Annotated in this window: 20 protein-coding genes; 4 read left to right on the top strand and 16 right to left on the bottom strand. The window is 73.3% G+C overall.

Going from position 1 to position 23095, the window contains the following annotated elements; translation table 11 throughout:
* Nucleotides 1-192: 192 nt before the first annotated feature.
* Nucleotides 193-663, top strand: a complete 471-nt coding sequence (locus tag VFJ94_RS12175; protein WP_325004479.1) for a hemerythrin domain-containing protein — start codon at nucleotides 193-195, stop codon at nucleotides 661-663.
* A gap of 19 nt (nucleotides 664-682) precedes the next feature.
* Here VFJ94_RS12175 and VFJ94_RS12170 read toward each other — a convergent pair whose 3' ends face one another.
* The 8 genes from VFJ94_RS12170 to VFJ94_RS12135 all read right to left on the bottom strand — a co-directional run bounded on the left by VFJ94_RS12170 (nucleotide 683) and on the right by VFJ94_RS12135 (nucleotide 11067).
* Nucleotides 683-3049 carry a [protein-PII] uridylyltransferase gene (locus VFJ94_RS12170; RefSeq protein ID WP_325004478.1) on the bottom strand — a complete coding sequence of 789 codons (2367 nt, stop codon included), beginning with the start codon at nucleotides 3047-3049 and terminating at the stop codon, nucleotides 683-685.
* Between the two features lie 20 nt (nucleotides 3050-3069).
* A complete protein-coding gene (locus VFJ94_RS12165) occupies nucleotides 3070-3408 on the bottom strand; it encodes a P-II family nitrogen regulator (RefSeq protein ID WP_325004477.1) in 339 nt (112 codons plus the stop codon).
* The gene (locus VFJ94_RS12160; protein ID WP_325004476.1) at nucleotides 3405-4748 is read right to left on the bottom strand and encodes an ammonium transporter; all 1344 of its coding nucleotides are present in this window, start codon (nucleotides 4746-4748) and stop codon (nucleotides 3405-3407) included. Before VFJ94_RS12160 ends, VFJ94_RS12165 begins: the two co-directional genes overlap by 4 nt.
* Before the next feature lie 143 nt (nucleotides 4749-4891).
* Nucleotides 4892-6091: a signal recognition particle-docking protein FtsY gene (gene ftsY, locus VFJ94_RS12155; RefSeq protein ID WP_325004475.1), complete on the bottom strand. Its 1200-nt coding sequence runs from the start codon at nucleotides 6089-6091 to the stop codon at nucleotides 4892-4894.
* A gap of 286 nt (nucleotides 6092-6377) precedes the next feature.
* Entirely contained in the window at nucleotides 6378-6569 is a 192-nt protein-coding gene (locus tag VFJ94_RS12150; RefSeq protein WP_325004474.1) for a hypothetical protein, read from the bottom strand.
* A gap of 175 nt (nucleotides 6570-6744) precedes the next feature.
* On the bottom strand, nucleotides 6745-10326 hold the full coding sequence (gene smc / locus VFJ94_RS12145) for a chromosome segregation protein SMC (protein ID WP_325004473.1): 3582 nt from the start codon (nucleotides 10324-10326) through the stop codon (nucleotides 6745-6747).
* Nucleotides 10327-10436: 110 nt separating this feature from the next.
* Nucleotides 10437-10766: a chorismate mutase gene (locus VFJ94_RS12140; protein ID WP_325004472.1), complete on the bottom strand. Its 330-nt coding sequence runs from the start codon at nucleotides 10764-10766 to the stop codon at nucleotides 10437-10439.
* Between the two features lie 19 nt (nucleotides 10767-10785).
* Nucleotides 10786-11067 (bottom strand): acylphosphatase, encoded by a 282-nt coding sequence (locus tag VFJ94_RS12135; protein WP_325004471.1) that lies wholly within the window; start codon nucleotides 11065-11067, stop codon nucleotides 10786-10788.
* Between the two features lie 134 nt (nucleotides 11068-11201).
* On the opposite strand from VFJ94_RS12135, the gene VFJ94_RS12130 reads away from it, so the two are divergent.
* Nucleotides 11202-13169, top strand: a complete 1968-nt coding sequence (locus VFJ94_RS12130; protein ID WP_325004470.1) for an acyltransferase family protein — start codon at nucleotides 11202-11204, stop codon at nucleotides 13167-13169.
* 278 nt (nucleotides 13170-13447) lie between these two features.
* Here VFJ94_RS12130 and VFJ94_RS12125 read toward each other — a convergent pair whose 3' ends face one another.
* Entirely contained in the window at nucleotides 13448-15367 is a 1920-nt protein-coding gene (locus tag VFJ94_RS12125; RefSeq protein WP_325004469.1) for a M3 family metallopeptidase, read from the bottom strand.
* Between the two features lie 86 nt (nucleotides 15368-15453).
* Here VFJ94_RS12125 and VFJ94_RS12120 point away from each other — a divergent pair, with 86 nt between their 5' ends.
* Nucleotides 15454-15606 carry a hypothetical protein gene (locus VFJ94_RS12120; protein WP_325004468.1) on the top strand — a complete coding sequence of 51 codons (153 nt, stop codon included), beginning with the start codon at nucleotides 15454-15456 and terminating at the stop codon, nucleotides 15604-15606.
* A 435-nt stretch (nucleotides 15607-16041) separates the two neighbouring features.
* The gene (locus VFJ94_RS12115; RefSeq protein WP_325004467.1) at nucleotides 16042-17313 is read left to right on the top strand and encodes an NAD(P)/FAD-dependent oxidoreductase; all 1272 of its coding nucleotides are present in this window, start codon (nucleotides 16042-16044) and stop codon (nucleotides 17311-17313) included.
* On the opposite strand, the gene mutM is transcribed toward VFJ94_RS12115, so the two are convergent.
* The 7 genes from mutM to VFJ94_RS12080 all read right to left on the bottom strand — a co-directional run bounded on the left by mutM (nucleotide 17279) and on the right by VFJ94_RS12080 (nucleotide 23086).
* Entirely contained in the window at nucleotides 17279-18160 is an 882-nt protein-coding gene (gene mutM, locus VFJ94_RS12110; RefSeq protein WP_325004466.1) for a bifunctional DNA-formamidopyrimidine glycosylase/DNA-(apurinic or apyrimidinic site) lyase, read from the bottom strand. The genes VFJ94_RS12115 and mutM overlap by 35 nt on opposite strands.
* An 18-nt stretch (nucleotides 18161-18178) precedes the next feature.
* The gene (rnc, locus tag VFJ94_RS12105) at nucleotides 18179-18910 is read right to left on the bottom strand and encodes a ribonuclease III (protein ID WP_325004465.1); all 732 of its coding nucleotides are present in this window, start codon (nucleotides 18908-18910) and stop codon (nucleotides 18179-18181) included.
* A gap of 8 nt (nucleotides 18911-18918) precedes the next feature.
* Entirely contained in the window at nucleotides 18919-19113 is a 195-nt protein-coding gene (rpmF, locus tag VFJ94_RS12100) for a 50S ribosomal protein L32 (RefSeq protein ID WP_325004464.1), read from the bottom strand.
* A gap of 1 nt (nucleotide 19114) precedes the next feature.
* The gene (locus VFJ94_RS12095) at nucleotides 19115-19690 is read right to left on the bottom strand and encodes a YceD family protein (RefSeq protein ID WP_325004463.1); all 576 of its coding nucleotides are present in this window, start codon (nucleotides 19688-19690) and stop codon (nucleotides 19115-19117) included.
* A gap of 67 nt (nucleotides 19691-19757) precedes the next feature.
* Nucleotides 19758-20264 (bottom strand): pantetheine-phosphate adenylyltransferase, encoded by a 507-nt coding sequence (gene coaD / locus VFJ94_RS12090; protein ID WP_325004462.1) that lies wholly within the window; start codon nucleotides 20262-20264, stop codon nucleotides 19758-19760.
* A gap of 10 nt (nucleotides 20265-20274) precedes the next feature.
* Nucleotides 20275-20856, bottom strand: coding sequence for a 16S rRNA (guanine(966)-N(2))-methyltransferase RsmD (gene rsmD, locus VFJ94_RS12085; protein ID WP_325004461.1), 582 nt, complete (start codon nucleotides 20854-20856; stop codon nucleotides 20275-20277).
* 1 nt (nucleotide 20857) lies between these two features.
* Entirely contained in the window at nucleotides 20858-23086 is a 2229-nt protein-coding gene (locus VFJ94_RS12080; RefSeq protein WP_325004460.1) for an ATP-dependent DNA helicase RecG, read from the bottom strand.
* Nucleotides 23087-23095 lie beyond the last annotated feature (9 nt).

Raw genomic sequence — 23095 nt, 5'->3', positions numbered from 1 at the left:
CCGTCCGAGTCGGCCGGTTCACACCCGGTCCGTATGCCGGTCCGTATGCCGCTCCGTATGCCGCTCCGTGCTCCCCTCGGGCCGCGACCGGGGGTAGAACCGGCCCGCGCGGGGGTACGCCCCGCCGGAGGGCCGCGGACGTGCGGCCCCGCCCCTGTGCCCACCACGGCACGACCCACCGGAAGGAACGACATGGCTGGCGTCGTCACGCTCATCAAGGAAGACCACCGCAGGCTCGAGTCGGTGTTCAAGAAGCTCGAGTCCGAGAAGGGCGACATCAAGGCCCTGCTGGAGCAGGTCGCCGAGCTGCTCGTCCCGCACTCGAAGGCCGAGGAGCAGGTGGTCTACCCGGCGATCAAGTCCATCGCGCCCGACGAGGCGCAGGACGTCGACGACGGGCTCGCCGAGCACCAGCACGTCGAGGAGACGCTGCAGCAGCTGCTCGCGATGGACCCGGACGAGCCCGGGGCCGACGGGCTCATCGCCGCGCTGATCGGCGAGGTTCGCCACCACGTCGAGGAGGAGGAGCAGGACATCCTGCCCCGGTTCGCCGAGGCGGCGACCAACCAGCAGCTGGGTGACCTGGGCGAGCGATTCAGCGCGGCGAAGGAGTCGGCCCTGGCCGAGCTGCGCGCGGGCGGCACGGCGTCCGGGTCGTCGTGACGCCGGCCGGCGCCCGCGCTCAGGCCGCGTCGCAGGTGTCGATGATCATCGCCACGGCCTGGGCGGCGCGGGCCGGGTCGAGCGGGCCGCCGCCGTACTCGGTCACGTAGAACGTGTCTAGGGTCTGACCGGCATACGTCGCGATGTGGGCCGAACGGATCGACAGGCTCGCCCGGGCCAGCGTGATCCCGATGTCCTGCAGGAGCCCGGGCCGGTCGGTGGCCCTGACCTCGATGACCGTGGCGGTCTGCGAGGCGCTGCTGATGACCATGGCGCGGGCCTGGTCCGGGGAGCCGGAGGACGGGCTGCGGGTCGCCGTGGAGGCCTTGCGCCGCTGCAGCCGGCCGAGCGGGCCGCGGTCACCGGCGGCCACCCGCACGAGGTCGCGCGCCAGGATGTCGGGCAGCGGCGTCTCGCCACCGGGCGAGTCGACCCACCATTCGTTGACCGCCAGGCCGTCGACGGTGCGCACGATGGCCGAGCGGACGAGGAAGCCGTGGGCCGCGAGCAGGCCCGCCGTGTCGGCGAACAGCCCGCCGCGGTCACGGTCGACGATGTCCACGCGGTGCGCGCCGCCCATCGAGGTGACGGTGACGTGGGGCTCGCCGTTGGCGACGTGCTCGAGAGCGCGCTCGCTCACGGCGAACGCCTCCTGGGCTTCCATGGGGAACCGCTCCTTGTCTGAGGGGGTGGAGATGAGCGCGGTGCGGCAGCGCAGGTAGAGACGCTGCACCAGCCCGGCCCGCCAGTCGCTCCACGCCTTGGGGCCGGCGGCCGAGGCGTCGGCCTCGGTGAGCGCGCGCAGCAGGTCCAGGGTCTGGACCGAGCCACCGACGGCCCGGGTCAGCTCCGCGATGGTGGCCGGGTCGTCGGCGTCCCGCCGGGTGGCGAGGTCGATGAGCGTGAGGTGGCCGCGGACGAGCCGCACCACGACGTCCCGGTCCTCGTCCTCGAGGCCCATCCGGCGCAGGATGCGCTCCGCCAGGTCGCCCCCGGTCGCCGAATGGTCCTGCGAGCCGGGGACCTTCCCGATGTCGTGGAGCAGGGCCGCGAGGACGAGCAGGTCCGGACGCGCGACGTCGCGGACCATGCCGCTCGCCGTGACGACCGTCTCGATGAGGTGGCGGTCCACGGTGTGCCGGTGCACCGCGTTGCGTTGGGGACGGCTGCGCACCGCCCGCCACTCGGGGATCCAGCGCTCGACGACGCCCGCGAGGTCGAGTCCCTCCCACACCGTGACCAGCCCCGGCCCCGAGGCGAGCAGATCGGCGAAGAGCGCGCGCGCCACCTCCGGCCAGGGCTCCGGCAGCTGCGGGGAGCGGGCCGCGAGGTTGCTGATGGTGGTGGGGCTGAGCGGGATCGAGCCGCGCGCCGCGACGACGGCCGCCCGCAGCGGGATGACCGGGTCGGAGGCGACGTCGGCCGAGGGGCCGAGCACCGCCTCGCCGTCGTGCCGGTAGAGCCCGTAGCCGAGCGGCGCCAGCTGCGGTCGCCGGGGACCGACGCGCAGGGTACGTGCCCGCTGGGACTGCATCGCCCGGCGGAGGGTGCCGTCGACGGCATACGCCACTGTGCGGGCCGAGGTGGACAGGTCCGTGAGGAGGTCGTCGGCGTGGGTGTAGCCGAGCAGGGCCGCACACGCGTCGTGGTCCTCGCGGGCCAGCCGGTCCCTGCCCCGGCCGGTGACCACGTGGATGGCGTCGCGGACGTCGAGGACGCGCTCGTGCGCCGAGTCGACCTCGCCGTGCGGGCGGTCGGTCAGCCAGGCGGCCGTCAGGGCGCGCAGGATGGACATGTCGCGCAGGCCCCCGCGCGCCTCCTTGAGGTCGGGCTCGATGAGGTGCGCGAGATCGCCCTGCCGGGCGTGCCGCGCGGCCACCGACTCCTGGATCTCCCCGAGCCGGGTCCGCGCGTTGGCCCGCCAGTCGTGGGCCACCGTGGAGCGGGCCGCGTTGACGACGTCGGCGTCGCCCGCCACGTGCGTGAGGTCGAGCAGCCCGACGGCGGCCGTGAGGTCCTCCGACGCGACGGCGCGGCACTCGGAGACGGTGCGCACGCTGTGGTCGAGCCGGACCCCCGCGTCCCAGATCGGGTACCAGAGCCGGTCGGCGAAGGCGCCGACCTCCTTGCCCGTCAGGCCGCGCGGGTGGTGGACGAGGACGAGGTCGTAGTCGCTCAGGGGACCGCTGTCACCGCGGGCGAGGGACCCGACCGCCGCGAGGGCGACGCCCTCGTGCCGACGCCCCGCGCACGCCTCCCGCCACAGCTCCCGGAGCCACGCGAACCCGAACTCCGCCAACGCCCGGCGCCGGATCGGACCGGCGCCGGGCGTCGCGAACGTGCGGGTGCCGGCGAGGTCGAGACGTCTGGCAGTCACATCCGTCACGGCGTTCCTCGCCGGCTCGCTCACAGCGCGTCCGGCCCGCGCTCGCCCGTGCGCACGCGCACGACCTCGTCGACGGGGACGGACCAGATCTTGCCGTCCCCGATGCGGCCCGTCTGGGCCGCCTTGAGGATGACGTCGATGACGTCGGCGCTGTCGATGTCGTCGACCAGCACCTCGAGGCGCACCTTGGGCACGAAGTCGACGGTGTACTCGGCGCCTCGGTAGACCTCGCTGTGGCCACGCTGCCGGCCGTAGCCGCTGGCCTCGCTGACCGTCATCCCGGCGACGCCGAAGGCCTCCAGGGCCTCCTTCACGTCGTCGAGCTGGTGGGGCTTGATGATCGCGGTGATGAGCTTCATGAGCTTGCTCCTGTGGACGAGATGGTGGCCTCGACGGACGAGGCGTGCAGACCGTGCGGCGTGAGCCGTCCCCCGCGAGCCACGAGATCGTATGCCGTCTCCGCGTGCTCGGTGAGGTCGACGCCCAGGTTCTCGGCGTCGCGGTCGACTCGGAAGCCCATCGACTTCTGGATGGCGAGCCCGATGACGTAGGTCGCGACGAAGGAGAAGACGAGCACCGCGAACGCGCCCACGGCCTGGCGCCACAGCTGGTCGAGGCCGCCGCCGTAGAAGAGACCGTCCACGCCGAGCTCGGCACCGATCGGGCTGTTCTGCTTGGAGGCGAGGAAGCCGATGGCGAGGGTGCCGACGAGGCCGCCGACGAGGTGGACGCCCACGACGTCGAGCGAGTCGTCGAAGCCGAGGCGGAACTTCAGGCCGACGGCGAGGGCGCACAGGGCGCCCGCGACGATCCCGAGGACGACGGAGCCGGCCGGTGTCAGCGTCGAGCACGCGGGGGTGATGGCGACGAGCCCCGCGACGACACCGGAGGCCGCACCCAGCGACGTCGGGTGACCGTCGCGCAGCTTCTCCACCACGAGCCAGCCGAGCATCGCGGCGCCGGTGGCGGCGAGGGTGTTGACCCACACGCCGGAGGCGAGCGATCCCGCACCGAGGGCCGAGCCGGCGTTGAAGCCGAACCAGCCGAACCACAGGATGCCGGCGCCGACCATGACGAGCGTGAGGTTGTGGGGGCGCATCGGCTCGGCGCCGAAACCGATGCGCTTGCCGAGGACGAGGGCGAGAGCCAGTCCGGCAGCGCCGGCGTTGATGTGGATGGCCGTGCCGCCGGCGAAGTCGACGGCCTTGACGGTGTTCGCGATCCAGCCACCCGTCTCGGCCGCGAAGCCGTCGAAGGCGAAGACCCAGTGCGCGACGGGGAAGTAGACGATGGTGGCCCAGACCAGGCTGAAGACGGCCCAGGCGGTGAACTTGGCCCGGTCGGCGATGGCACCGCTGATGAGCGCGACCGCGATGATGGCGAAGACGGACTGGAAGGCGACGAACGCCGGGCCCGGGATCGTGCCGTAGACGGCGCTCATCACCCCCGAGAGTCCGAAGTGCTCGAACGGGTTGCCCACCAGCCCGCCCCGCGAGGTGCCGAAGGCCTCGCTGTAGCCCCAGAGCACCCAGGCCACCGAGATGGTGCCCATGGCGATGAAGCTCATCATCATCATGTTGAGGACGCTCTTGGCCCTGACCATGCCGCCGTAGAAGAGGGCGAGACCGGGGGTCATGAAGAGCACGAGAGCGGCGCTCACCAGGACCCAGGCGGTGTCGCCGGAGTTGATCTTGTCCATGCCGGAAGTGTGGGTAGAGCCGGTTTCCGGTTGGGGCCCGTCGTGTTACAGGCGTGTCAACAATGGTGGACGCGGGTTAGCGGGCTGTTACCGCGCTCGGGCTCCTCGGCTGCGCGGGCTCCTCGGCTGCGCGGGCCCTCGGCTCACTCGAGCAGAGCGTCGACGAAGGCCTCCGGGTCGAACGGCGCCAGGTCGTCCGGTCCCTCTCCGAGCCCGACGAGCTTGACGGGCACGCCGAGCTGGCGCTGGACGGCCACGACGATGCCGCCCTTGGCGGTGCCGTCGAGCTTGGTCAGCACGATGCCGGTGACGTCGACGGCCTCGGAGAAGACCTTCGCCTGCTGCAACCCGTTCTGGCCGGTCGTCGCGTCGAGCACGAGGAGCACCTCGTCGATCTCGCTCTGCTTCTCGATGACCCGCTTGATCTTGCCGAGCTCGTCCATGAGACCGACCTTGTTGTGGAGCCGGCCGGCCGTGTCGACGATGACGACGTCGACCTCCTGCTCGATCCCGGCCCGCACCGCGTCGAAGGCGACGGCGGCGGGGTCGGCGCCCTCCTTGTCGGAGCGCACGGTCGGGACGCCGACGCGCGCGCCCCACGTCTCGAGCTGGTCTGCTGCGGCCGCGCGGAACGTGTCCGCCGCGCCGAGGAGCACGTCCCGGTCCTCGGCGACGAGCACGCGGGCCAGCTTGCCGACGGTGGTCGTCTTGCCGGTGCCGTTGACGCCGACGACGAGGATGACGGCGGGGCGATCTCCGACTCGTGCCGAGGCGATGCGCCGGTCCAGCTCAGGTCGCACGAGGGCGAGCAGGTCCTCGCGGAGCCACCCGCGGACCGTGGCCTCGTCGGTGGCGCCGTCGACCTTGACCCTGGTGCGCAGGGAGCTGACGAGCTCCATCGTGGCGTCGACGCCCAGGTCGGACGTGATGAGGGTGTCCTCGACCTCCTCCCACGCCTCCTCGTCGAGCCTGCCTCGGGACAGCAGCGCGAGGAGGCCCCGGCCGAGGACGGTGTTGGAGCCGGCCAGGCGAGCGCGCAGGCGACGCAGGCGGCCCCGTGCCGACTCGGGCTTCTCCACGGCGGGCGCCGCTGGCGGGGCCGGGAGGGTGACCTCCACCTCGGCGTGGGCGCCCTCCTCCTCGAGCTCCCGCGCCGGGGCCTCGGTGACCGGCGGCGGGTACCGGTCGAGGTCGGTGTCCGGTGGCAGGGTCGGCGCCGCGGTCGGCGGCCGTTCCTCGAGACGACCCCTCGAGCCGCGGTCACGGACCAAGCCGACGACGAGACCGACGCCGACGACGACGATGACGAGGGCGAGAACGACGTAGATCCAGAGGTTTTCCACGCGGTCATCCAACCATGCACGGCTCGTCGGTCCGTCCACGCGCGTGGGCCACGCGCCGGGCCCCGATCAACTGGCAGATCAGCTGGCGCCTGGTGCTGCTTCGACGGACCCGGGCGCGATCAACTGGCCGATCAACTGGCATGTGGTGCTGCCAGAGCGACAGCAGATGCCAGGTGATCCGCCAGTTGATTCGCAGGCGGACCCAGGTGGTGCCCGGGCCGCCGACAGCAGGCAGGCGGCGCTGGAGCGGTCCCGGTCGGTGCGGAACCGGGGTCAGCCGGTGGCGTCAGTGCGTGCGCGTGCGGGCGGCCGTGGACCGGCCGACGCCACCGACCCGTTCGCGGGCGGCTTCGAGCACTCCTTCGCCCTTGGCGGTGAGCACGTCCCGGCCGTTGCGGCGCGCAGGCACCGCGACGACGCCGACGACCGCGACCGCCAGACCCGTTGCGACCAGCATCGCGAGCACGAGGAAGACCATGGGACAATAGTGACGGATCGACCGACCGGTCCCCGTCACGCCCCACGCTCGTGGACCGAAACGTGGCCGACCTGAAACCGACCCGTGACCTTCGCACCGGCCGCCCGGGCCCGCGACCCCCCAGCGGCGCGGCATACGGCCCGCGACCCGACCACTGGGACGCGCGTCGGCCGCGTCAGGCGGGCTGGTCCGCCACGTCGCGCAGACGCTGCGAGACGACCGTCGTCACCCCGTCGCCACGCATGCTCACGCCGTAGAGCGCGTCGGCGATCTCCATCGTCTTCTTCTGGTGCGTGATGACGATGAGCTGCGAGCTGTCCCGCAGCTCCTCGAAGAGGGTCAGCAGGCGGCCGAGGTTGGCATCGTCGAGGGCTGCCTCCACCTCGTCCATGATGTAGAAGGGGCTGGGACGCGCCTTGAAGATGGCGACGAGCAGGGCCACGGCCACCAGGGACCGTTCGCCGCCCGACAGCAGGGACAGCCGCTTGATCTTCTTGCCCGGCGGCCGGGCCTCGACGTCGAGCCCCGTCGTCAACAGGTCGCCGGGGTCGGTGAGCACGAGGCGCCCCTCACCGCCGGGAAAGAGCCGCTGGAAGACGCCCTCGAAGGCGGCGGCCGTGTCGGCGAAGGCCTCGGCGAAGACCTGCTGCACCCGGTCGTCCACCTCCTTGACGATGTCGAGCAGGTCGCGCTTGGAGCTCTTGAGGTCCTCCAGCTGCTCGGTGAGGAACCGGTGCCGCTCCTCGAGCGCCGAGTACTCCTCGAGCGCGAGCGGGTTGACCCGGCCCAGGGCGCCGAGGCTGCGCTCGGCCCGGCGCAGCCGCTTCTCCTGCTCCGCGCGCACGAACGGCACCGCCTCCGGCGCCTGCTCCCCGCCCGCGTCGCCGGCGTCCGCCAGCACGGGCACGGGCCGGTGGGGCCCGTAGTCCTCGACGAGGACGTCCGGGGAGACGCCGAGCTCCTCGACGGCCCTCTGCTGCAGCTGCTCGATGCGCAGCCGCTGCTGCGTGCGGGCGACCTCGTCGCGGTGCACCGTGTCGGTGAGCTCGCGCAGCTCCGCCTGCAGGGTGCCGATGTCCCGGCGCACGATGGCCAGCTCGGCGTCGCGGTCGGTGCCTTCCGCCTCGAGGGCGAGGCGGGCCCGGTCGGCCCGCTCCGCGGAGCTCACGAGGACGTCGTGGGCGTATGCCGCGGCACACCGCACCGCCTCGGCGACGGTGGCCTCCCGCCGGCGCTGCTCGCGGCGGGCGGCGAGGCGCTCGCGCGCCTGCTCCTCATGGACGGCGGACCGCTCCAGCGCGGCGGCGCGGTCGTGCAGCGCGCGGGCCCGCTCCTCCCTCGTGCGCAGGCCGAGGCGCAGCTCGGTCTCGAGCGCGCGGGCGGTGCGTGCCACCTCGTCGAGGCGGTCCCGCTCCTGCGTCGACGGCTCCACGTCGGTCTGGCCCTCGGCGCTCGCGGCATCGAGCCGCTCGACCAGGCCTGCGTGCTCCTGCCGGTCGGCCTCGAGCGCCCGCTCCGCCTCGGCGATGGCGCGCTCGGTGCGCTCCACCTCGGCACGGGCCGTGCGGACGGCCTGCCCGAGCGAGCCCAGCTGCTCGGCGACGGCGGACATCCGGGCGTCGCTCTCGTGGAGCCGCTCGAGGGCGCTCTCCACCTCCTCCTCGACCCGGGCCCGGACGGCCTCGGCCGCCGCTCCGTGGAAGCGGGCCTGCTCGAGCTCCCGGGTCGCCGCTGCCACCTGCGCCCGCGCGTCCTCCAGCGCTGCCTGCAGCTCCAGCAGGCTCGGCGCGGCGGTGCTGCCGCCACGCACCCAGCCGGGGGCGAAGACGTCCCCCGCCGTGGTCACCGCGGTGACCCCCGTGCCGGACCGCACCAGCCGGGAGGCGGCGTGCGGGTCGTCGACGATCACGACGCGCTCGAGCGCCCGGTCGAGGGCGGGGCGCAACGGCTCCGGGCACTGCACGACGTCGCGCGCCCAGCGGGCGCCCGCCGTGAGGGTGGGCCAGGACCCGGGGTCCACTCCCCCGGCCGTCTCGGGGACGAGCAGGCTGGCCTGCCCCCCGTCGTCCGCCCTCAGGGTCTCGAGGGCTGCCGCGGCGGCGTCCAGCGACTCGACGGCGAGGGCCTCGGCGATGGCGCCGAGCGCAGCCGCGACGGCGTTCTCCAGGCCCGGTTCGACGGTGACGAGCGAGGCGACTGAGCCCACGACGCCGTGCCGGGCCTCGCCGGCCGCCAGCAGCGCCGCGGCACCGTCCTTGCGCCGCAGGCTCATCTCGAGCGCGTCGGCCCGCGCCGAGGCGCTCGTGCGCACCCGGTCGGCGGCTGCCTCGGCGTCCCGCCACCGGGCGACCTCGGCCTCGGCCTGCTCGAGGCGGGCGGCGGCCTGCTCGTAGGCCGTGTCGAGGCCCTCCTCGCCCTCCTCGTCGGTCGCGACCGTTGCCTCGATCCGCGCGAACTCGCGCTCGGCCTCCGTGGCTCGAGTGACCCCCTGCAAGGCGGTGGCCCGCAGGCGTCCGATCTCGGCCTCCCGCGCCTCGATCCGCGAGGCGAGCGCGCCCACCTGCCCGCCGAGCCGGGCCAGGCCCTCGCGGCGGTCCGCCGCCGCCCGGGCCGCCCGCGCCAGCCGGGTCGTCTCCTGCGTGTGCTCGCGCTCCGCCTCCTCGCGCGCCGCCACAGCCTCCTGCAGCGACAGCGTCAGGCCGGCGATCTCGCCGAGCAGCGCCTCCTCCTGCTGGCGCACCGAGCCGGCCTGCTGTCGCAGCTGCGCGGGATCGCGGCTCGGCGTCATGGCGTCGGGCTCCTCCTCGGCCTGGCCGAGAAGGCGCACCCGCTCCTGCGCCAGCGAGTGCGTGGAGGCCATCCGCTCCACGAGCCGGTCGAGGCCCACCCACGTCGCCTGGGCTCGCGCCAGGGCGGGACGCGCCCGCTCACCGGCGTCCTCGAGGGCGCCGAGCCGCCGGCCGAGGTCCGCGAGCGCAGCCTCCACCTCCCCGCGGCGCTCGAGCAGCGCGCTCTCGTCGGCCACCTCCTGCTCGAGGGTCGAGCTCAGCTGCACGAGGTCGTCGGCGAGCAGCCGCAGCCGGGCGTCCCGGGCCTCGGTCTGGATGACCGCCGCCCTGCGGGCGGTCTCCGCCTGCCGGCCGAGGGGCCCGAGCTGGCGGCGGATCTCCCCGGTGAGGTCCCGCACCCGGGTGAGGTTGGCCTCCATCGTCTCGAGCTTGCGCAGCGCCCGCTCCTTGCGCTTGCGGTGCTTGAGGACGCCGGCGGCCTCCTCGATGAAGCCCCGACGCTCCTCGGGCGTGGCACGCAGCACCGCGTCGAGCTGCCCCTGACCGACGATGACGTGCATCTCGCGGCCGATACCGCTGTCGGACAGCAGCTCCTGTATGTCGAGGAGCCGGCACGGCGTGCCGTTGATGGCGTAGTCGGAGCCGCCGTTGCGGAACATCGTCCGCGCGATGGTCACCTCGGTGTAGTCGATGGGCAGGGCGCCGTCGGTGTTGTCGATGGTGAGGGCCACCTCGGCCCGCCCCAGCGGAGCGCGCCCGGTCGTCCCGGCGAAGATGACGTCCTCCATCTTGCCGCCGCGCAGGGACTTGGCACCCTGCTCGCCCATCACCCACGCGAGCGCGTCGACGACGTTGGACTTGCCGGAGCCGTTCGGCCCCACGATGCACGTGATGCCGGGCTCGAGGCGCAGCGACGTCGCCGACGCGAAGGACTTGAAGCCCTTGAGGGTGAGGCTCTTGACGTACACGGACCGGTGGTTTCCTTCCTCCGCCTGCGTCGGACCGGCTCAGCGTACCCGCCGGTCACCGGCGGCCCCGGGACGTCGAGGGGCACGGCATACGGCCCGGGCGCACCGGCTCACGACGCTGGGTCGTCCCCCGCCGCGATCCGCTCGTGGTGGTGGATGACCTCGGCGATGATGAAACCCAGGAACTTCTCTGCGAACACCGGGTCGAGCCCGGCGTCGTCGGCGAGCGCCCGCAGGCGCGCGATCTGGCGCTCCTCCCGCGCCGGGTCCGCGGGCGGCAGGTGCGCGGACGCCTTGAGCCGGCCCACCTCCTGGGTGCACTTGAACCGCTCGGCGAGCAGGTGCACCAGCGCCGCGTCGATGTTGTCGATGCTGCTCCGCAGCCGACTCAGCTCGGCCGGGACGTCTCGCGGCCCCCCACACTCTCCCGTGTCGGTCACGGGGGCCAGCGTAGGTGGCTCAGCGCGCCGTGAAGCCCTCGATCCCGTCCTTCGGACTGCCCCACTGGACCGCGACGCCGTCGACGTGCCCGGGGCGGCGGGTCGTCGACGGCGCCTCTCGCAGCAGCTCCTCGAGCCGCACCACGGCCTCACGCTCTCCCTGCGCCACGATCTCCACACGCCCGTCGGCGGTGTTGCGGGCGTGCCCGACGAGGCCCAGGTCGCGGGCGCGGGCCACCGTCCACCAGCGGAAGCCGACCCCCTGGACGAGTCCCTGCACGACGAAGGTGGCGCGTTCCACCCTCCCACCGTATGCCGTGCCCGCGTCGTCCGCGCCCCGCCGCGTGCCTCCCGGACGCTGTCGGCGCGATCGCCTAGGGTCGCAGCAACACGGGCGGTGGCGCGCCACCGCCGCTGGGCACCGAAGGGAGCGACGTGACGACGTCGGCCGCACCTGCGAAGAGCGGCGTGGGCCGCCCCGCCGACGCGGGGCGCGCTGCGAGCGCCAAGGCGACCGCGGCGGGGCCCCGCATCGAGGGCCTCGACGGTCTGCGGGCGCTCGCCATCGCCGCGGTCCTCATCTTCCACCTCAACGCCTCGTGGCTGCCCGGGGGGTTCCTCGGGGTCGACGTCTTCTTCGTCGTGTCAGGCTTCCTCATCACGACCCTGCTCGTGCGAGAGCACCAGCAGCAGGGGCGGATCGCCTTCGGCCAGTTCTGGATCCGCCGGGCACGGCGGCTGCTTCCGGCGCTCGTCCTGTGCGTGGTCGGTAGCGTGCTCGTCGCCCGGCTGGTGAGCAGCGACCTGCTGGTCCACCTGGGGCGGCAGGTCCTCGGCGCCCTGACCTTCTCGACGAACTGGGTGGAGATCACGGCGGGGTCGAGCTACTTCGACCAGACCGCGCCACAGCTCTTCCTCAACTTCTGGTCCCTCGCCGTGGAGGAGCAGTTCTACCTGCTCTGGCCCGCGGCCACCCTGCTCCTGCTGCGCCTCGCGCCGGCGCGGGTGCGGGTCACGGCCACGCTGGGCGTCGCGGCCGCCTCGACGCTGGTCATGGCGATGCTCTTCGTCCCGGGGTCGGACGCGACCCGCGTCTACTACGGCACCGACACCCACGTCATGGGGCTCATGATCGGCGCGGCCCTCGCCTTCGGCTGGGCCAGCCCGTCGCTCCGGCTGCGTCTGGCCCCGTCGTCGTGGGGGGCCGGCGGCCGGTATGCCGTGCCCACGGCCGCCGCCGTGCTGCTCGTGCTGCTGTTCCTCCTCGACGAGACGCACGCGGCGACCTTCCGCGGCGGCATCCTCCTCGCATCCCTCGCGACGGGCGTGCTCGTCCTCGGCCTCCTCGAGCGGCGCCCCGCGGGGTCGACCGCTTGGCAGCAGCTCACGGGCAGCCGGGCGGCCGTGTGGGTGGGCGTGCGCTCGTACTCGATCTACCTCTGGCACTGGCCGGTCGTCCTCATGGTCGCCCGCGACAACCCGTCCGCCCCGGGCACCGTCTCCCACGTGCTCACCCGCGTCTGGTGCGTCCTCGTCACCGTCGCGCTCGCCGACCTCACCTTTCGGTTCGTCGAGACGCCCTTCCGCCGGCTCGGCTTCCGCGGGGTCGCCCGGGCGGTGGGTGGCCTGCTGCTCGGGTCGTCGCGACGCACGCGCCAGGTCGCGGCCTCGGGGCTGCTCGTGGTCGCGGCCACGCTCGCGGTGATCCTCTGGACCGCACCGCGCCAGTCCGAGACCGCGGCCCTGCTCGAGGCCAACGCGGCCCGCGCCGCAGGCGCCACGGTCCCGTCTGCTCCGGCCCCCGACTCCTTGGTGGCCTCCGCGCCGGCGCCCTCGTCGGGTGCGACGACGCCGGTGACCGGGGCGCAGGCCGGCTTCACCATGCCGACGGGACCAGAGATCGACGGCTATGGCGACTCGATGATGGTCGGCAGCGTCCACGCCCTCGACTACTACTTCCCGGGCATCCGGATGGATGCCCGGTCCAACCGCCGCTGGTCCGACGGTCTGGCAGCCGTCAAGGCCCGGGGTGAGGGCAACCGGCGCGCGGTCGTGCTCGCGTTCGGCACCAATGCCGGGGTGGCGCAGGCCGACGTCGCCGCGGTGCTCGACGCGCTGGGGCCACGCCGGATGGTCGTGCTGGTGAACCTCATGGGGCCGTTCTCGCGCATCGAGGCGGACAACGCGGCGCTGCAGGCGGTCGCGAAGGACCGGCCCAACGTCGCCGTGGCCGACTGGGCCGCCGCCGTGCGCGACCACCCGGAGCAGCTGCAGTCCGACCAGATTCACCCGAGCCTGCGCGGCTCGCACCTGTTCGCCAAGACGGTCCGTCAGGCGCTCGCGACCCTCTCGGAGCGGCACACCGGGGCCAAGGTGGCCCTCAAGGACCTGCCCATGCCCTGACGGGCTGCACCGGCCCGCCCGGACGGCCAGGAGATGCTCAGCCTGGCCTGCCGCTCACCCTGGCCTGCCGCTCACCCTGGCCTGCCGCTCACCCTGGCCTGCCGTGACCCATCCGCCCGCCATCCAGCCGGATCCACCCGGCATCAACTGGCAGATCAACTGGCGGTAGCTGCTGCCAGGACGACGCCGCCCGCCAGTTGATCCGCCAGTTGATCCGCCAGCGCGGCGGCCAGGCCGAGCGGCTCCTCCGGCGAAGCTGGAGCGCGGGACCACCGGGATCACCGCGCCAGCCAGGCGGCATACGCGTCGAACGTGTAGGGCCGGCCGAGGAAGTCCTCGACGAGGTCCGCGGCGTCGCGGCGGCCACCCTGCGCGAGGATCCGGTCGCGGTAGGCGCCCGCCACCTCGGGGTCGAAGAGGTCGTCGGGGTCGAAGGCGGAGAAGAGGTCCTTGGCGATGACGAGGGACCACATGTAGGTGTAGTAGGCCGACGAGTAGCCGTCCAGGTGCCCGAAGGCCGCGTGCAGGTGCGTGTCGGGAAGCGGCGGGAAGACCGAGTAGGCACGCATGAGCTCGACGACCCGGGCGGTGAGGTCCGCGTGCTCGCGCGCGTGCAGGTCGTAGGAGACGGCGGCATAGAACATCTGGGTTCGGGCCTGGTAGCCCTTGCCGAAGTCGTGGGCCGCCCGCATCCGGCGCACGAGGTCTGCAGGGATGGCGGCGCCGGACTCGTCGCGGGCGAACGTCGCGAGAACCGCGGGGTCCCAGGCCCACTCCTCGAGCAGCTGGCTGGGCGCCTCGACGAAGTCCCACTCGGTCGCCACCCCGGAGAAGCGCAGCCAGTCGACGCGTCCGCCGAGGACGTGGTGCACGAGGTGGCCGAACTCGTGGAAGAGGGTGACGACCTCGTCGTGCTCGAGCAGGCCCCGGCCGAAGTTGCACACGAGGACTCCCTCCGGCAGCTGCAGGTCGGCAACGCCGCGCACCAGGTCGAACTGGGCGGCGTGCTTGTACTTGCCCTCGCGCGGGTGCAGGTCGAGATAGATCCGCCCGATCCGCTCACCCTCGAAGGCGACGTCGTAGGCCGCGACCTCCCCGTGCCAGGTCGGCGCGTCGGGGACCGGGGTCCACTGCAGGCCGAAGAGCCGCCCCGTGACGTCGAGCAGGCCCTGTCGGACGTCGTCCGCGGAGAAGTAGCGCCGCACCTGCTGGGCGTCGACCGCCAGCTGCTCCTTGCGGACGAGCTCGGCGTAGTAGAGGACGTCCGCGCCGTCGATGTCCTGCGCCTCCGGCCGGTCCTGACGCAGCCGGTCGAGCAGGACGCGCTTGTCCCGCTGCGCGCTCGCGCCAGACAGGTCGGTGATCCGGTCGATGAAGGCGGCGATGGCGGCCCCCTCGCGGATCATCTTGACCTCGGCGTCGAAGTCGGGCCACGAGGCATAGCCGAGCAGCGCCGCCTGCTCGCGGCGCAGGGCCAGGATCTCCTGCAGCACCGCGTCGTTGGCGGGCCACCCGACGTTGAGCACGGCGGTGGCCAGCTGCCGGCGCGCACCGTCGTCCGTCGCGAAGGTCCGGAACGGGATGGCGTCGGGGTAGTCCGTGGTGACGCGGACCAGGCCGTCCTCCCCCGCGGGGTGGGCGGCGACCCAGTCCTGCGGCAGGCCGTCGAGCTGCTCGGGCCGCACCTCGATGCTGCGCACGTCCTCGCGGATGTTCCTGCCGAACTCCTGGCTCAGCACGACCGAGCGCTCGTTGAGGGCGCGCAGCCGGTCGCGCGTCGCCTCGTCGCGGTCGACGCCCGCGCGACGGAAGTCGCGCAGCGTGTGCTCGTGGACTCGGCGGGCGTCCGGGTCGAGGCCCGTCGGGTCGATCGCGGCGAGGACGGCGTAGAGGCCGGCGTCGAGGCTGAGGTCGGTGTCGAGCTTCGCCGCAGCCTGGCGGACCTCGTCGGCCCGGTCCCGGACCTCGAGATCCGGATGCACCTCGGCGAAGAGCGAGCCGACGGCGGAGGCGTTCGCGAGGGCGACGTGGACCTCGTTCCAGGCCCGCAGCACCTCGTCCGCGTCGGCAGGTGGGGCGGCCTTGAGGGCGTCGGCGAGGGACCGCGCGGTGGCCAGCTGGTCCTCGCCCCGAGCGCCCACCCACTCCAGCCACTGTCCGGCGGGTGGCAGGGCCAGGGGGTGCACGTCGCTCGTCACCCTCGAACTGTAGATGAGCGATTCCCCGGCGTGAGTCGTGGTCGTAGGGGGTACCTGTGGGGGACGCACGCACCGAAGGAGACGCCATGACGACGACACCCGACCCTCCCGCCGCCGACGAGGACCAGCCACCCGAGTCCACCTCCCCGTCGTCCGAGGAGGTGGGTGTCGAAGTCGGCAGGTCGGAGGGAGAAGGCAGCACCTTCGAGCCTGAGGAGGATCCGGAAGGGCAGCGCTGAGTCGACACTGGCCCTCGCGCCGTCCATGACGGCCGTCTCACGCGCCGTCCATGACGGCCTGTCACGTGCCGTCCATGAGGGCCCTATAACGAGTGGCCACTTTCGTGCAGGATCCGGTGTACGCACGTGGCCACTCGACGGGACCATCGGCGGCCGGGCAGGAGCGTCCAGCTGTCGGCTGGCCTCGCGCTGGCCGGACGTGCGACGTCGGTATGCCACGACGGGCACGGCCTCGAGCTGCTCGTTCACGTAGAGCTCCTCGAAGTGGCGCCAGCCCAGCTGCATTCCCGAGGATGCACCCGGCGTGACGGGTCGATCCAGGCGCGAGCCGAGCGGCGTCGCACTCGCTAGAGCCAGTCGCGTCCGCCGCGATGCGGGACACCGGACTGGGGCGGCTCGACCGGTGTCGCTCGCCGCCGTCCTACACTCGCGCCCATGGCATCCCGGGAGCCCGGCACGCTCATCGTCGGCGCCGGTCAGGCGAGCGTCTCGCTCGCCGCCGCCCTGCGCGACGCGGGCCACGACGGCCCGGTGACGATCGTCGGCGAGGAGCGCCTGCCGCCGTACGAGCGGCCACCACTGTCCAAGGGCTATCTGGCCGGTCACCGCGACGAGGCCTCGCTCGTCATCCGCAGCCGGGAGTGGCTCGCGGAGCGCGGCGTCGCGCTGCTGACCGACGAGCGGGTGACCGCCCTCGACCGGGACGAGATGGGCGGGGTGGCCACGACGGCTTCCGGGCAGCGCCTCGACTTCGCCCGCCTCGTGCTCGCGACCGGTGCGGCGGCCCGGACCCTTCCGGTGCCCGGTGCCGACCTCGAGGACGTACTCGCGATCCGCACGCTCGTCGACGCGGACCGGCTGGCCGCCGCTCTCCGGGCCGACGGGCCGCTCGTGGTCATCGGCGGCGGCTTCCTGGGCCTCGAGGTGGCCGCAGTCGCTCGGGAGATCGGGCGCGAGGTGACGGTCGTGGAGGTGACGGACCGCCTGCTCGCCCGTGCCGTCTCGCCCGCTCTCTCCGACTTCTTCCGCGCCGCCCACGAACGACGTGGCGTCCGCGTGCTGCTCGGCGCGTCGGTCGTCCGGATCCTCGGCGTGGACGGCCACGTCGCGGGGGTCGAGCTGCAGGGCGGCGACGTGCTCCGCGCGAGCACGGTGGTCGTCAGCATCGGCTCGGCGCCTCGGGTCGAGCTCGCCGCCCACCTGGGCCTCGCCCTCGACGGCGGCGTGGTCGTCGACGAGTTCGCCCTCGGCTCGGACCGCGTCACCGTGGCAGTCGGTGACTGCGCCTGCGTCCCACAGTTCTTTGGTCGCGGACTTCCGGGCCTGGTCCGGCCCGAGAGCGTCCAGCACGCGACGGACCACGGCCGATCCGCGGCGGCGACGCTGCTCGGGCAGCCCACGGCATACCGCGCCGTGCCGTGGTTCTGGTCCGACCAGGGAGACCTGCGGCTGCAGATCGTCGGGCTCGTCGCGGGGGCGGACCACACGGTCGTGCGGGGCGATCCCGGGACCGAGGCGTTCTCGCTGCTGCACTACCGCGACGGGCTGCTCGTCGCCGCCGAGTGCGTGGGCAGCGCCGCGGACCACCTCGTCGTCAAGCGTGGACTGGAGAAGGGGCTGACGATCGAGCCTGGTGCCGCGGCGGACACGGGCGTGCCCCTCAAGCGGCTGCTCAGCCCACCGGCCCAGGGGTCGGCCGACCGATGACCCTGCGGGGGCGCGGCTGGCAGACGGGGCACGAGAAGGAGCCTCGGTTTCTGAAGGACTCCCGGCGCATCGTGGCTCCGCACCGGTCGCACGGCGTGCCGGCGCGGCCGTAGGCGTGCAGGGACCGGTCGAAGTAGCCGCTCGCGCCGTTGACGTTGACGTAGAGCGCGTCGAAGCTCGTGCCGCCGTGCGCGAGCGCCTCGCCCATGACCTCCCGGGCGGCGTCGAGGATCGCGTGCAGGGTCCGCACCGGGAGGGCGCTGCAGAGCCGCTCGCCATGGACCCGTGCCCGCCACAGCGCCTCGTCGGCGTAGATGTTGCCGATGCCGGAGACGAGCGACTGGTCGAGCAGCGCGCCCTTGACCGCGCTGTGACGCGCCCGCATGCGGCGGACGACGGCGGCCTGGTCGTAACCGCTCTCAAAGGGGTCCGGCGCGATGTGCCGCACCGCGGCCGGTATGCCGTCGGGCCCGAGAGCCGACATGGCAAGGGCGCCGAAGGTGCGCTGGTCGACGAAACGCAGCTGCGGACCACCGTCGAGAAAGTCCACGCGGACATGGCAGTGCTTCTCCAGCGGCGCGTTTTCCGGCTCCACGAGCAGCTGGCCGCTCATCCCGAGGTGGACGAGGAGGGCGTCGTCGGTGTCGAGCCCGAGCCAGAGGTACTTGCCGCGGCGTGCGGCGATCGTCACCGCGGCGCCGGCGAGGCGCTCGGCGAGGTCCGCCGGACCGGGGACGTGGCGGCGCGCCACCCGGGTGCCGGTGATCCGCACCTGCGAGATGCGCCGGCCCACGACGTGCTCGGCGAGGCCTCGACGCACCACCTCGACCTCTGGCAGCTCAGGCATCCCGCCGTGGCCGCCGGCTCAGTGCCCGTCGAGGGAGGTCCACGCCTGCTTGGCGGCCTTCTGCTCGGCTTCCTTCTTGCTGCGCCCGATCCCCTCGCCGAGGACGCGCTCGCCCACGACGACGCGGGCGTGGAACACCTTCTCGTGGTCCGGGCCGGCCTCTTCGACGCGGTACTCCGGCGCCCCGTAGCCGCCCCCCGCAGACCGCTCCTGCAGGCTTGTCTTCCAGTCGAGACCCGCACCGAGTGTGGCCGCCTCGTCGAGGAGGGCGTCGAAGTGGTGATGCACGAACCGGGCCGCGGCCTCGCTGCCGGCCGAGAGGAAGACGGTGCCGATGACCGCCTCCATGGTGTCGGCGAGGATCGAGCTCTTGTCGCGGCCCCCGGTCGCCTCCTCGCCCTTGCCGAGCATCACGTAGGAGCCGAGGTCGATACCCCGCGCGACGTCCGCGAGTGCGCGCATGTTGACGACCGCGGCGCGCAGCTTGGCGAGCTGGCCCTCGGGCAGGTCCGGGTGCCTGCGGTAGAGCGACTCCGTGACGACGAGGCCGAGGACCGCGTCGCCGAGGAACTCGAGACGCTCGTTGTTGGGCAGGCCGCCGTTCTCGTAGGCGTAGGACCGATGGGTCAGGGCACGCAGCAGCAGCGGCTCGTCGATGCTCGTGCCGACCGCCTCGAGGAGGTGGGCGACGAGGGCAGCGACGGGCCGCTGCGGTGCTGCGAGAACACCCTGCGGGTCAGGGTTGCTCACGGCAGCAGTCAGGCCTGGTGCTCGGTGCGCTCAGCGGCGGCGTAGTGGCGGCCCTTGTACGTGCCGCAGGACGGGCACGCCGTGTGCGGCGGCGTCTGGGCACCGCACCGGGAGCACGTGGTGAGCGGGGTCGCCGTCGCCTTCCAGTTGGCGCGCCGGGACCGGGTGTTGGAGCGCGACGTCTTCCGCTTCGGGACAGCCACGTCAGTTCCTCTTCTCTTGCGGGTCGTCCTGCAGCAGGGCGTGCAGCGACGACCACCGTGGGTCGATCACTTCATGATGGTGGTCCGGGTCGTCCGCGAGGTGGATCCCGCACTGGGAGCACAACCCCGGGCAGTCGTCCCGGCATACCGGCTTGAAAGGGAGCGTCGGCACGACGGCATCCCGGAGCACGGGCTCGAGGTCGATCAGGTCGCCCACGAGCTCATGCACCTCGTCCTCGTCCGTCGGCGCACCCACCTCATGGTGGTGTGCCGCGCGGTCGGCGTACGCGAACAGCTCCTGGAACGTTCCGGTGACCGGGAGGTCGACCGGGTCCAGGCACCGCACGCAGGCGCCGGCCGCCCTGCCGCTGACCGAACCCGTGACCAGCACGCCCTCGACGACGGACTCCAGGCGCACCTCGAGCTCGGCCGGTGAACCGGCCGGGATCGCGATGACGGCGGTGCCGAGGTCGTCGGGGAGCGTCACCGTGCGCTGGATCTCCTGCATCGTCCCGGGTCGCCGATTCAGCGCCCGGGTGTCGAGCACCAGGGGCGAACGGCTGTCGAAACGGTCCATGACTCCAGCACAGCGGTAGGCAGCGGGTTCGGTCCGCGTCACGGCGGACGGGGACCGACGCCCAACGCTACCGGAGGGCCGGGTCCCGCCCAAATCTGCGCAGCAGCGCCGTGAGGACGTGGTCGGGCACGAGCCCGTCCACGTCGCCGCCGTAGCGGACGACCTCCTTGATCAGCGAGCTCGACACGTGCTGCCAGCGGGGGTCCGCCACGAGGAACAGGGTCTCCACCCCGGCGAGGTGGTGGTTCATGTGCGCCATGGGCAGCTCGTAGGCGAAGTCCGTGCCCCCGCGTAGGCCCTTGACCATGGAGGCCGCGCCCACCTCGCGGCACACGTCCACGACGAGCGTGTCGGCCCACGCGTCGATGCGGATGTTGGGCACGTGCGTCAGCGACGCCTGCAGCAGTGCGCTGCGCTCTTCGATCGAGAAGCTGCCCTGCTTGGCAGGGTTGTGCAAGATCGCCACGACGACCTCGTCGAAGAGGCGCGCCGCCCGCTCGATGACGTCGACGTGGCCGTTGGTCACCGGGTCGTAGGAGCCGGGGCACACGCACCGACGGGGTTCGCTCGTCACGGCGCCCAACCTACGCGACCCCGTCGCCGACGGTCGGCTCGGCGAACCACACCGCCGTCTCGCCGTAGCGCTTCTCCCCGGACAGCTCCAGTCCCTCGGGCCAGGCGGGCTGCGGCGACCGCGTCGAGCGCTCCACGACGAGAAACGCCGCGGGAGCGAGCCACCCGTGCTCGACGAGGGCGCCGAGCGCGCCCGAGAGCGCCGCCTCGGAGACGTCGTAGGGCGGGTCGAGCAGCACCAGGTCCATGCGTATGCCGCCGGGTGGCCCGAGCGCGAGGACGCGCTCCACGGTGTCGGCGAGCAGGCGCACGCCCGCGCGGCCCACCGTCTCGATGTTGCGGCGGATGACCTTCGCCGCGGCCCGGTGCGACTCGACGAGGAGGACGAGCTCGGCGCCCCGGCTCGCGGCCTCGAGCCCGAGCGCGCCGGAGCCGGCGTAGAGGTCGAGCACCGTGGCGCCGGAGACGAGACCCCGGTGCTCGAGCCGGGAGAAGAGGGCCTCGCGCACCCGGTCCGACGTGGGTCGGGTCCCCGCTCCGGGCGGCGTGGCGAGGCGCCGGCCGCCGGCGGAGCCGCTGATGATCCGGGTCATGTCAGCCCTTCTCGAGGTAGGCGGCCTGCTCCTCGTCGAGCCGCATGGCGACCGCCGCCGCGAGGGCCGGGTGACGGCGCAGCTCCGGGTCCTCGGCGACGATCCGGAAGGCGTCCTCCCGGGCGTCGGCGATGATCTGCTCGTCGCGGGCGCGCCCGAGGCGCAGGTGGCGGATCGAGGACGCCCGCCCGCTCTGACGGGCGCCGAGGATGTCCCCCTCCTTGCGGAAGAGCAGGTCCGCCCGAGCGAGCTCGAAACCGTCGCTCGTCTCGGCCACCCGGGCGAGCCGCTCTGCAGCGGGCCCACCGGCCGCCCGGGTCAGCAGCAGGCACAGGCCGGGGGCGGTGCCCCGACCGACGCGACCGCGCAGCTGGTGCAGCTGCGAGATGCCGAACCGGTCGGCGTCGACGACGACCATGACGGTGGCGTTGGGCACGTCGACGCCGACCTCGATGACCGTCGTCGCCACGAGCACGTCGATCTCACGCGCGTGGAAGGCGCGCATCGTCTGCTCCCGGGTGTCGGCGTCCAGCCGTCCGTGCAGCAGCCCGAGGCGCACGCCGTCGAGCTCGGGCTTGGCCCGGAGCTCGGCGAGCATGTCGTGCACGCCGGTGAGCTCCAGGCCCGCGACGCTCTCGTCGTCGGGCACGTCCCAGTCGAGGGCCTCCTCGTCGCTCGAGTCGGCAGCCGCCGCACCCTCCGCCGCACCCTCAGCCGCCCCGCCCGGGTCCCCGATGCGCGGGCAGACGACGTAGGCCTGGCGACCGTCGGCGACCTCCTCGGCCACGCGCTGCCACGTGCGCGCGACCCAGGCCGGCTTGTCGGCCTCGACGACGTGCGTCGTGACGGGCGAACGGCCACGGGGCAGCTCAGACAGCGTGGACGTCTCCATGTCGCCGAAGACGGTCATCGCGACGGTGCGCGGGATGGGGGTCGCCGTCATGACGAGCAGGTGGGGCGGGCGGGCGTTCTTCTCCCGCAGGGCGTCGCGCTGCTCGACGCCGAAGCGGTGCTGCTCGTCCACGACGACGAGCGCGAGATCGGCGAACTGCACGTGCCTCTGGATGAGGGCGTGCGTGCCGACGACGATGCCGGCCTCGCCGGAGGCCGCGTCGAGCAGGGCGCGCTTCCGGCTCGACGCCCCTTGGCTGCCGGTGAGCAGGGCGACCTTGGTGCCGATGTCGCTCCCGCCCAGCATCCCGCCCTCGGCGAGGTCGCCGAGCAGCGTCGTGATGGAACGGTGGTGCTGGGCCGCGAGCACCTCCGTGGGGGCGAGGAGCGCCGCCTGCCCGCCGGCGTCGATGGCCGCGAGCATGGCCCGGAGCGCGACGACGGTCTTGCCCGAGCCCACCTCGCCCTGCAGCAGGCGGTGCATGGGCCGGGAGAGCGCCAGCTCGCGGGTGAGCACCTCGCCGACGGCCCGCTGGCCCTCGGTGAGCTCGAACGGCAACCGCGCGTCGAAGGCGGCGAGCAGGCCCCCGGTGCGCGGCAGGCGGGGCGTGGTCGGCACCGCCTCGGCGGCCCGGCGCCGCTGGGCGAGGATGGTCTGCAGCACGAGCGCCTCGTCGTAGCGCAGTCGGTCGAGGCCGACCTCGGGGTCCTCGTCGACCCTCGGGCGGTGGACGAGCTCGAGAGCCCGGGTCCGATCGAGCAGCCCGCGGCTCCGGCGGATCTCCTCGGGCACCGGCTCGCGCACCGAGTCCAGTGAGTCGAGGGCCTGGTCGACCATGCGCCGGATCTTGAAGGAGTAGATCTTGCCGGTCGCGGAGTAGACCGGGATCCGGCGGCTGCGGTAGTCCTCCACCCGGCTGAGGTCGTCGTCGTCGGCGAACAGCTCGTAGTCGGGGTGGGTCAGCTGCCACCGCTGGCGGTAGCGCCCCACGGTGCCGGCAAAGAAGCCGGTCACCCCGGGCACGAGCTTCGCCCGATGGGCATAGGAGCTGAAGAAGGTCACGTCGAGCTCCGCGCGGCCGTCGGTCAGCACGACGTTGAGCATCTGGCCCTTGCGCCGCTGCATGGGCCGGGTCGTGGCGCGCGCCACCCGGGCGATGACCATGACCTCCTCGCCCTCTCGCAGCTGGGCCAGGTCGGTCAGCTCGGCAGGCGGCAGGTAGCGCCGTGGCACGAAGTCGAGCAGGTCGCCCACGGTGCGCAGGCCCTTGTTCTTCTCGAGCGCCGGGGCGGCCGCCTTGCCGGCGATCTTGACGAGCGGTGAGTCCTCGGTGAGCACGCCCGGCCT

Origin of the sequence: Intrasporangium sp. (assembly GCF_035688975.1) — a bacterium.
Classification (GTDB): domain Bacteria; phylum Actinomycetota; class Actinomycetes; order Actinomycetales; family Dermatophilaceae; genus CALMNV01.
This window is presented reverse-complemented; position numbering and strand designations above follow the sequence as displayed.

Coding starts and splice junctions, on each gene's coding strand:
- VFJ94_RS12165 (WP_325004477.1), bottom strand. CDS start 3,408: ATGAAGCTCATCACCGCGATCATCAAGCCCCACCAGCTCGACGACGTG.
- VFJ94_RS12175 (WP_325004479.1), top strand. CDS start 193: ATGGCTGGCGTCGTCACGCTCATCAAGGAAGACCACCGCAGGCTCGAG.
- VFJ94_RS12095 (WP_325004463.1), bottom strand. CDS start 19,690: ATGGACCGTTTCGACAGCCGTTCGCCCCTGGTGCTCGACACCCGGGCG.
- rsmD (WP_325004461.1), bottom strand. CDS start 20,856: ATGACCCGGATCATCAGCGGCTCCGCCGGCGGCCGGCGCCTCGCCACG.
- VFJ94_RS12150 (WP_325004474.1), bottom strand. CDS start 6,569: ATGGTCTTCCTCGTGCTCGCGATGCTGGTCGCAACGGGTCTGGCGGTC.
- mutM (WP_325004466.1), bottom strand. CDS start 18,160: ATGCCTGAGCTGCCAGAGGTCGAGGTGGTGCGTCGAGGCCTCGCCGAG.
- VFJ94_RS12115 (WP_325004467.1), top strand. CDS start 16,042: ATGGCATCCCGGGAGCCCGGCACGCTCATCGTCGGCGCCGGTCAGGCG.
- VFJ94_RS12160 (WP_325004476.1), bottom strand. CDS start 4,748: ATGGACAAGATCAACTCCGGCGACACCGCCTGGGTCCTGGTGAGCGCC.
- VFJ94_RS12120 (WP_325004468.1), top strand. CDS start 15,454: ATGACGACGACACCCGACCCTCCCGCCGCCGACGAGGACCAGCCACCC.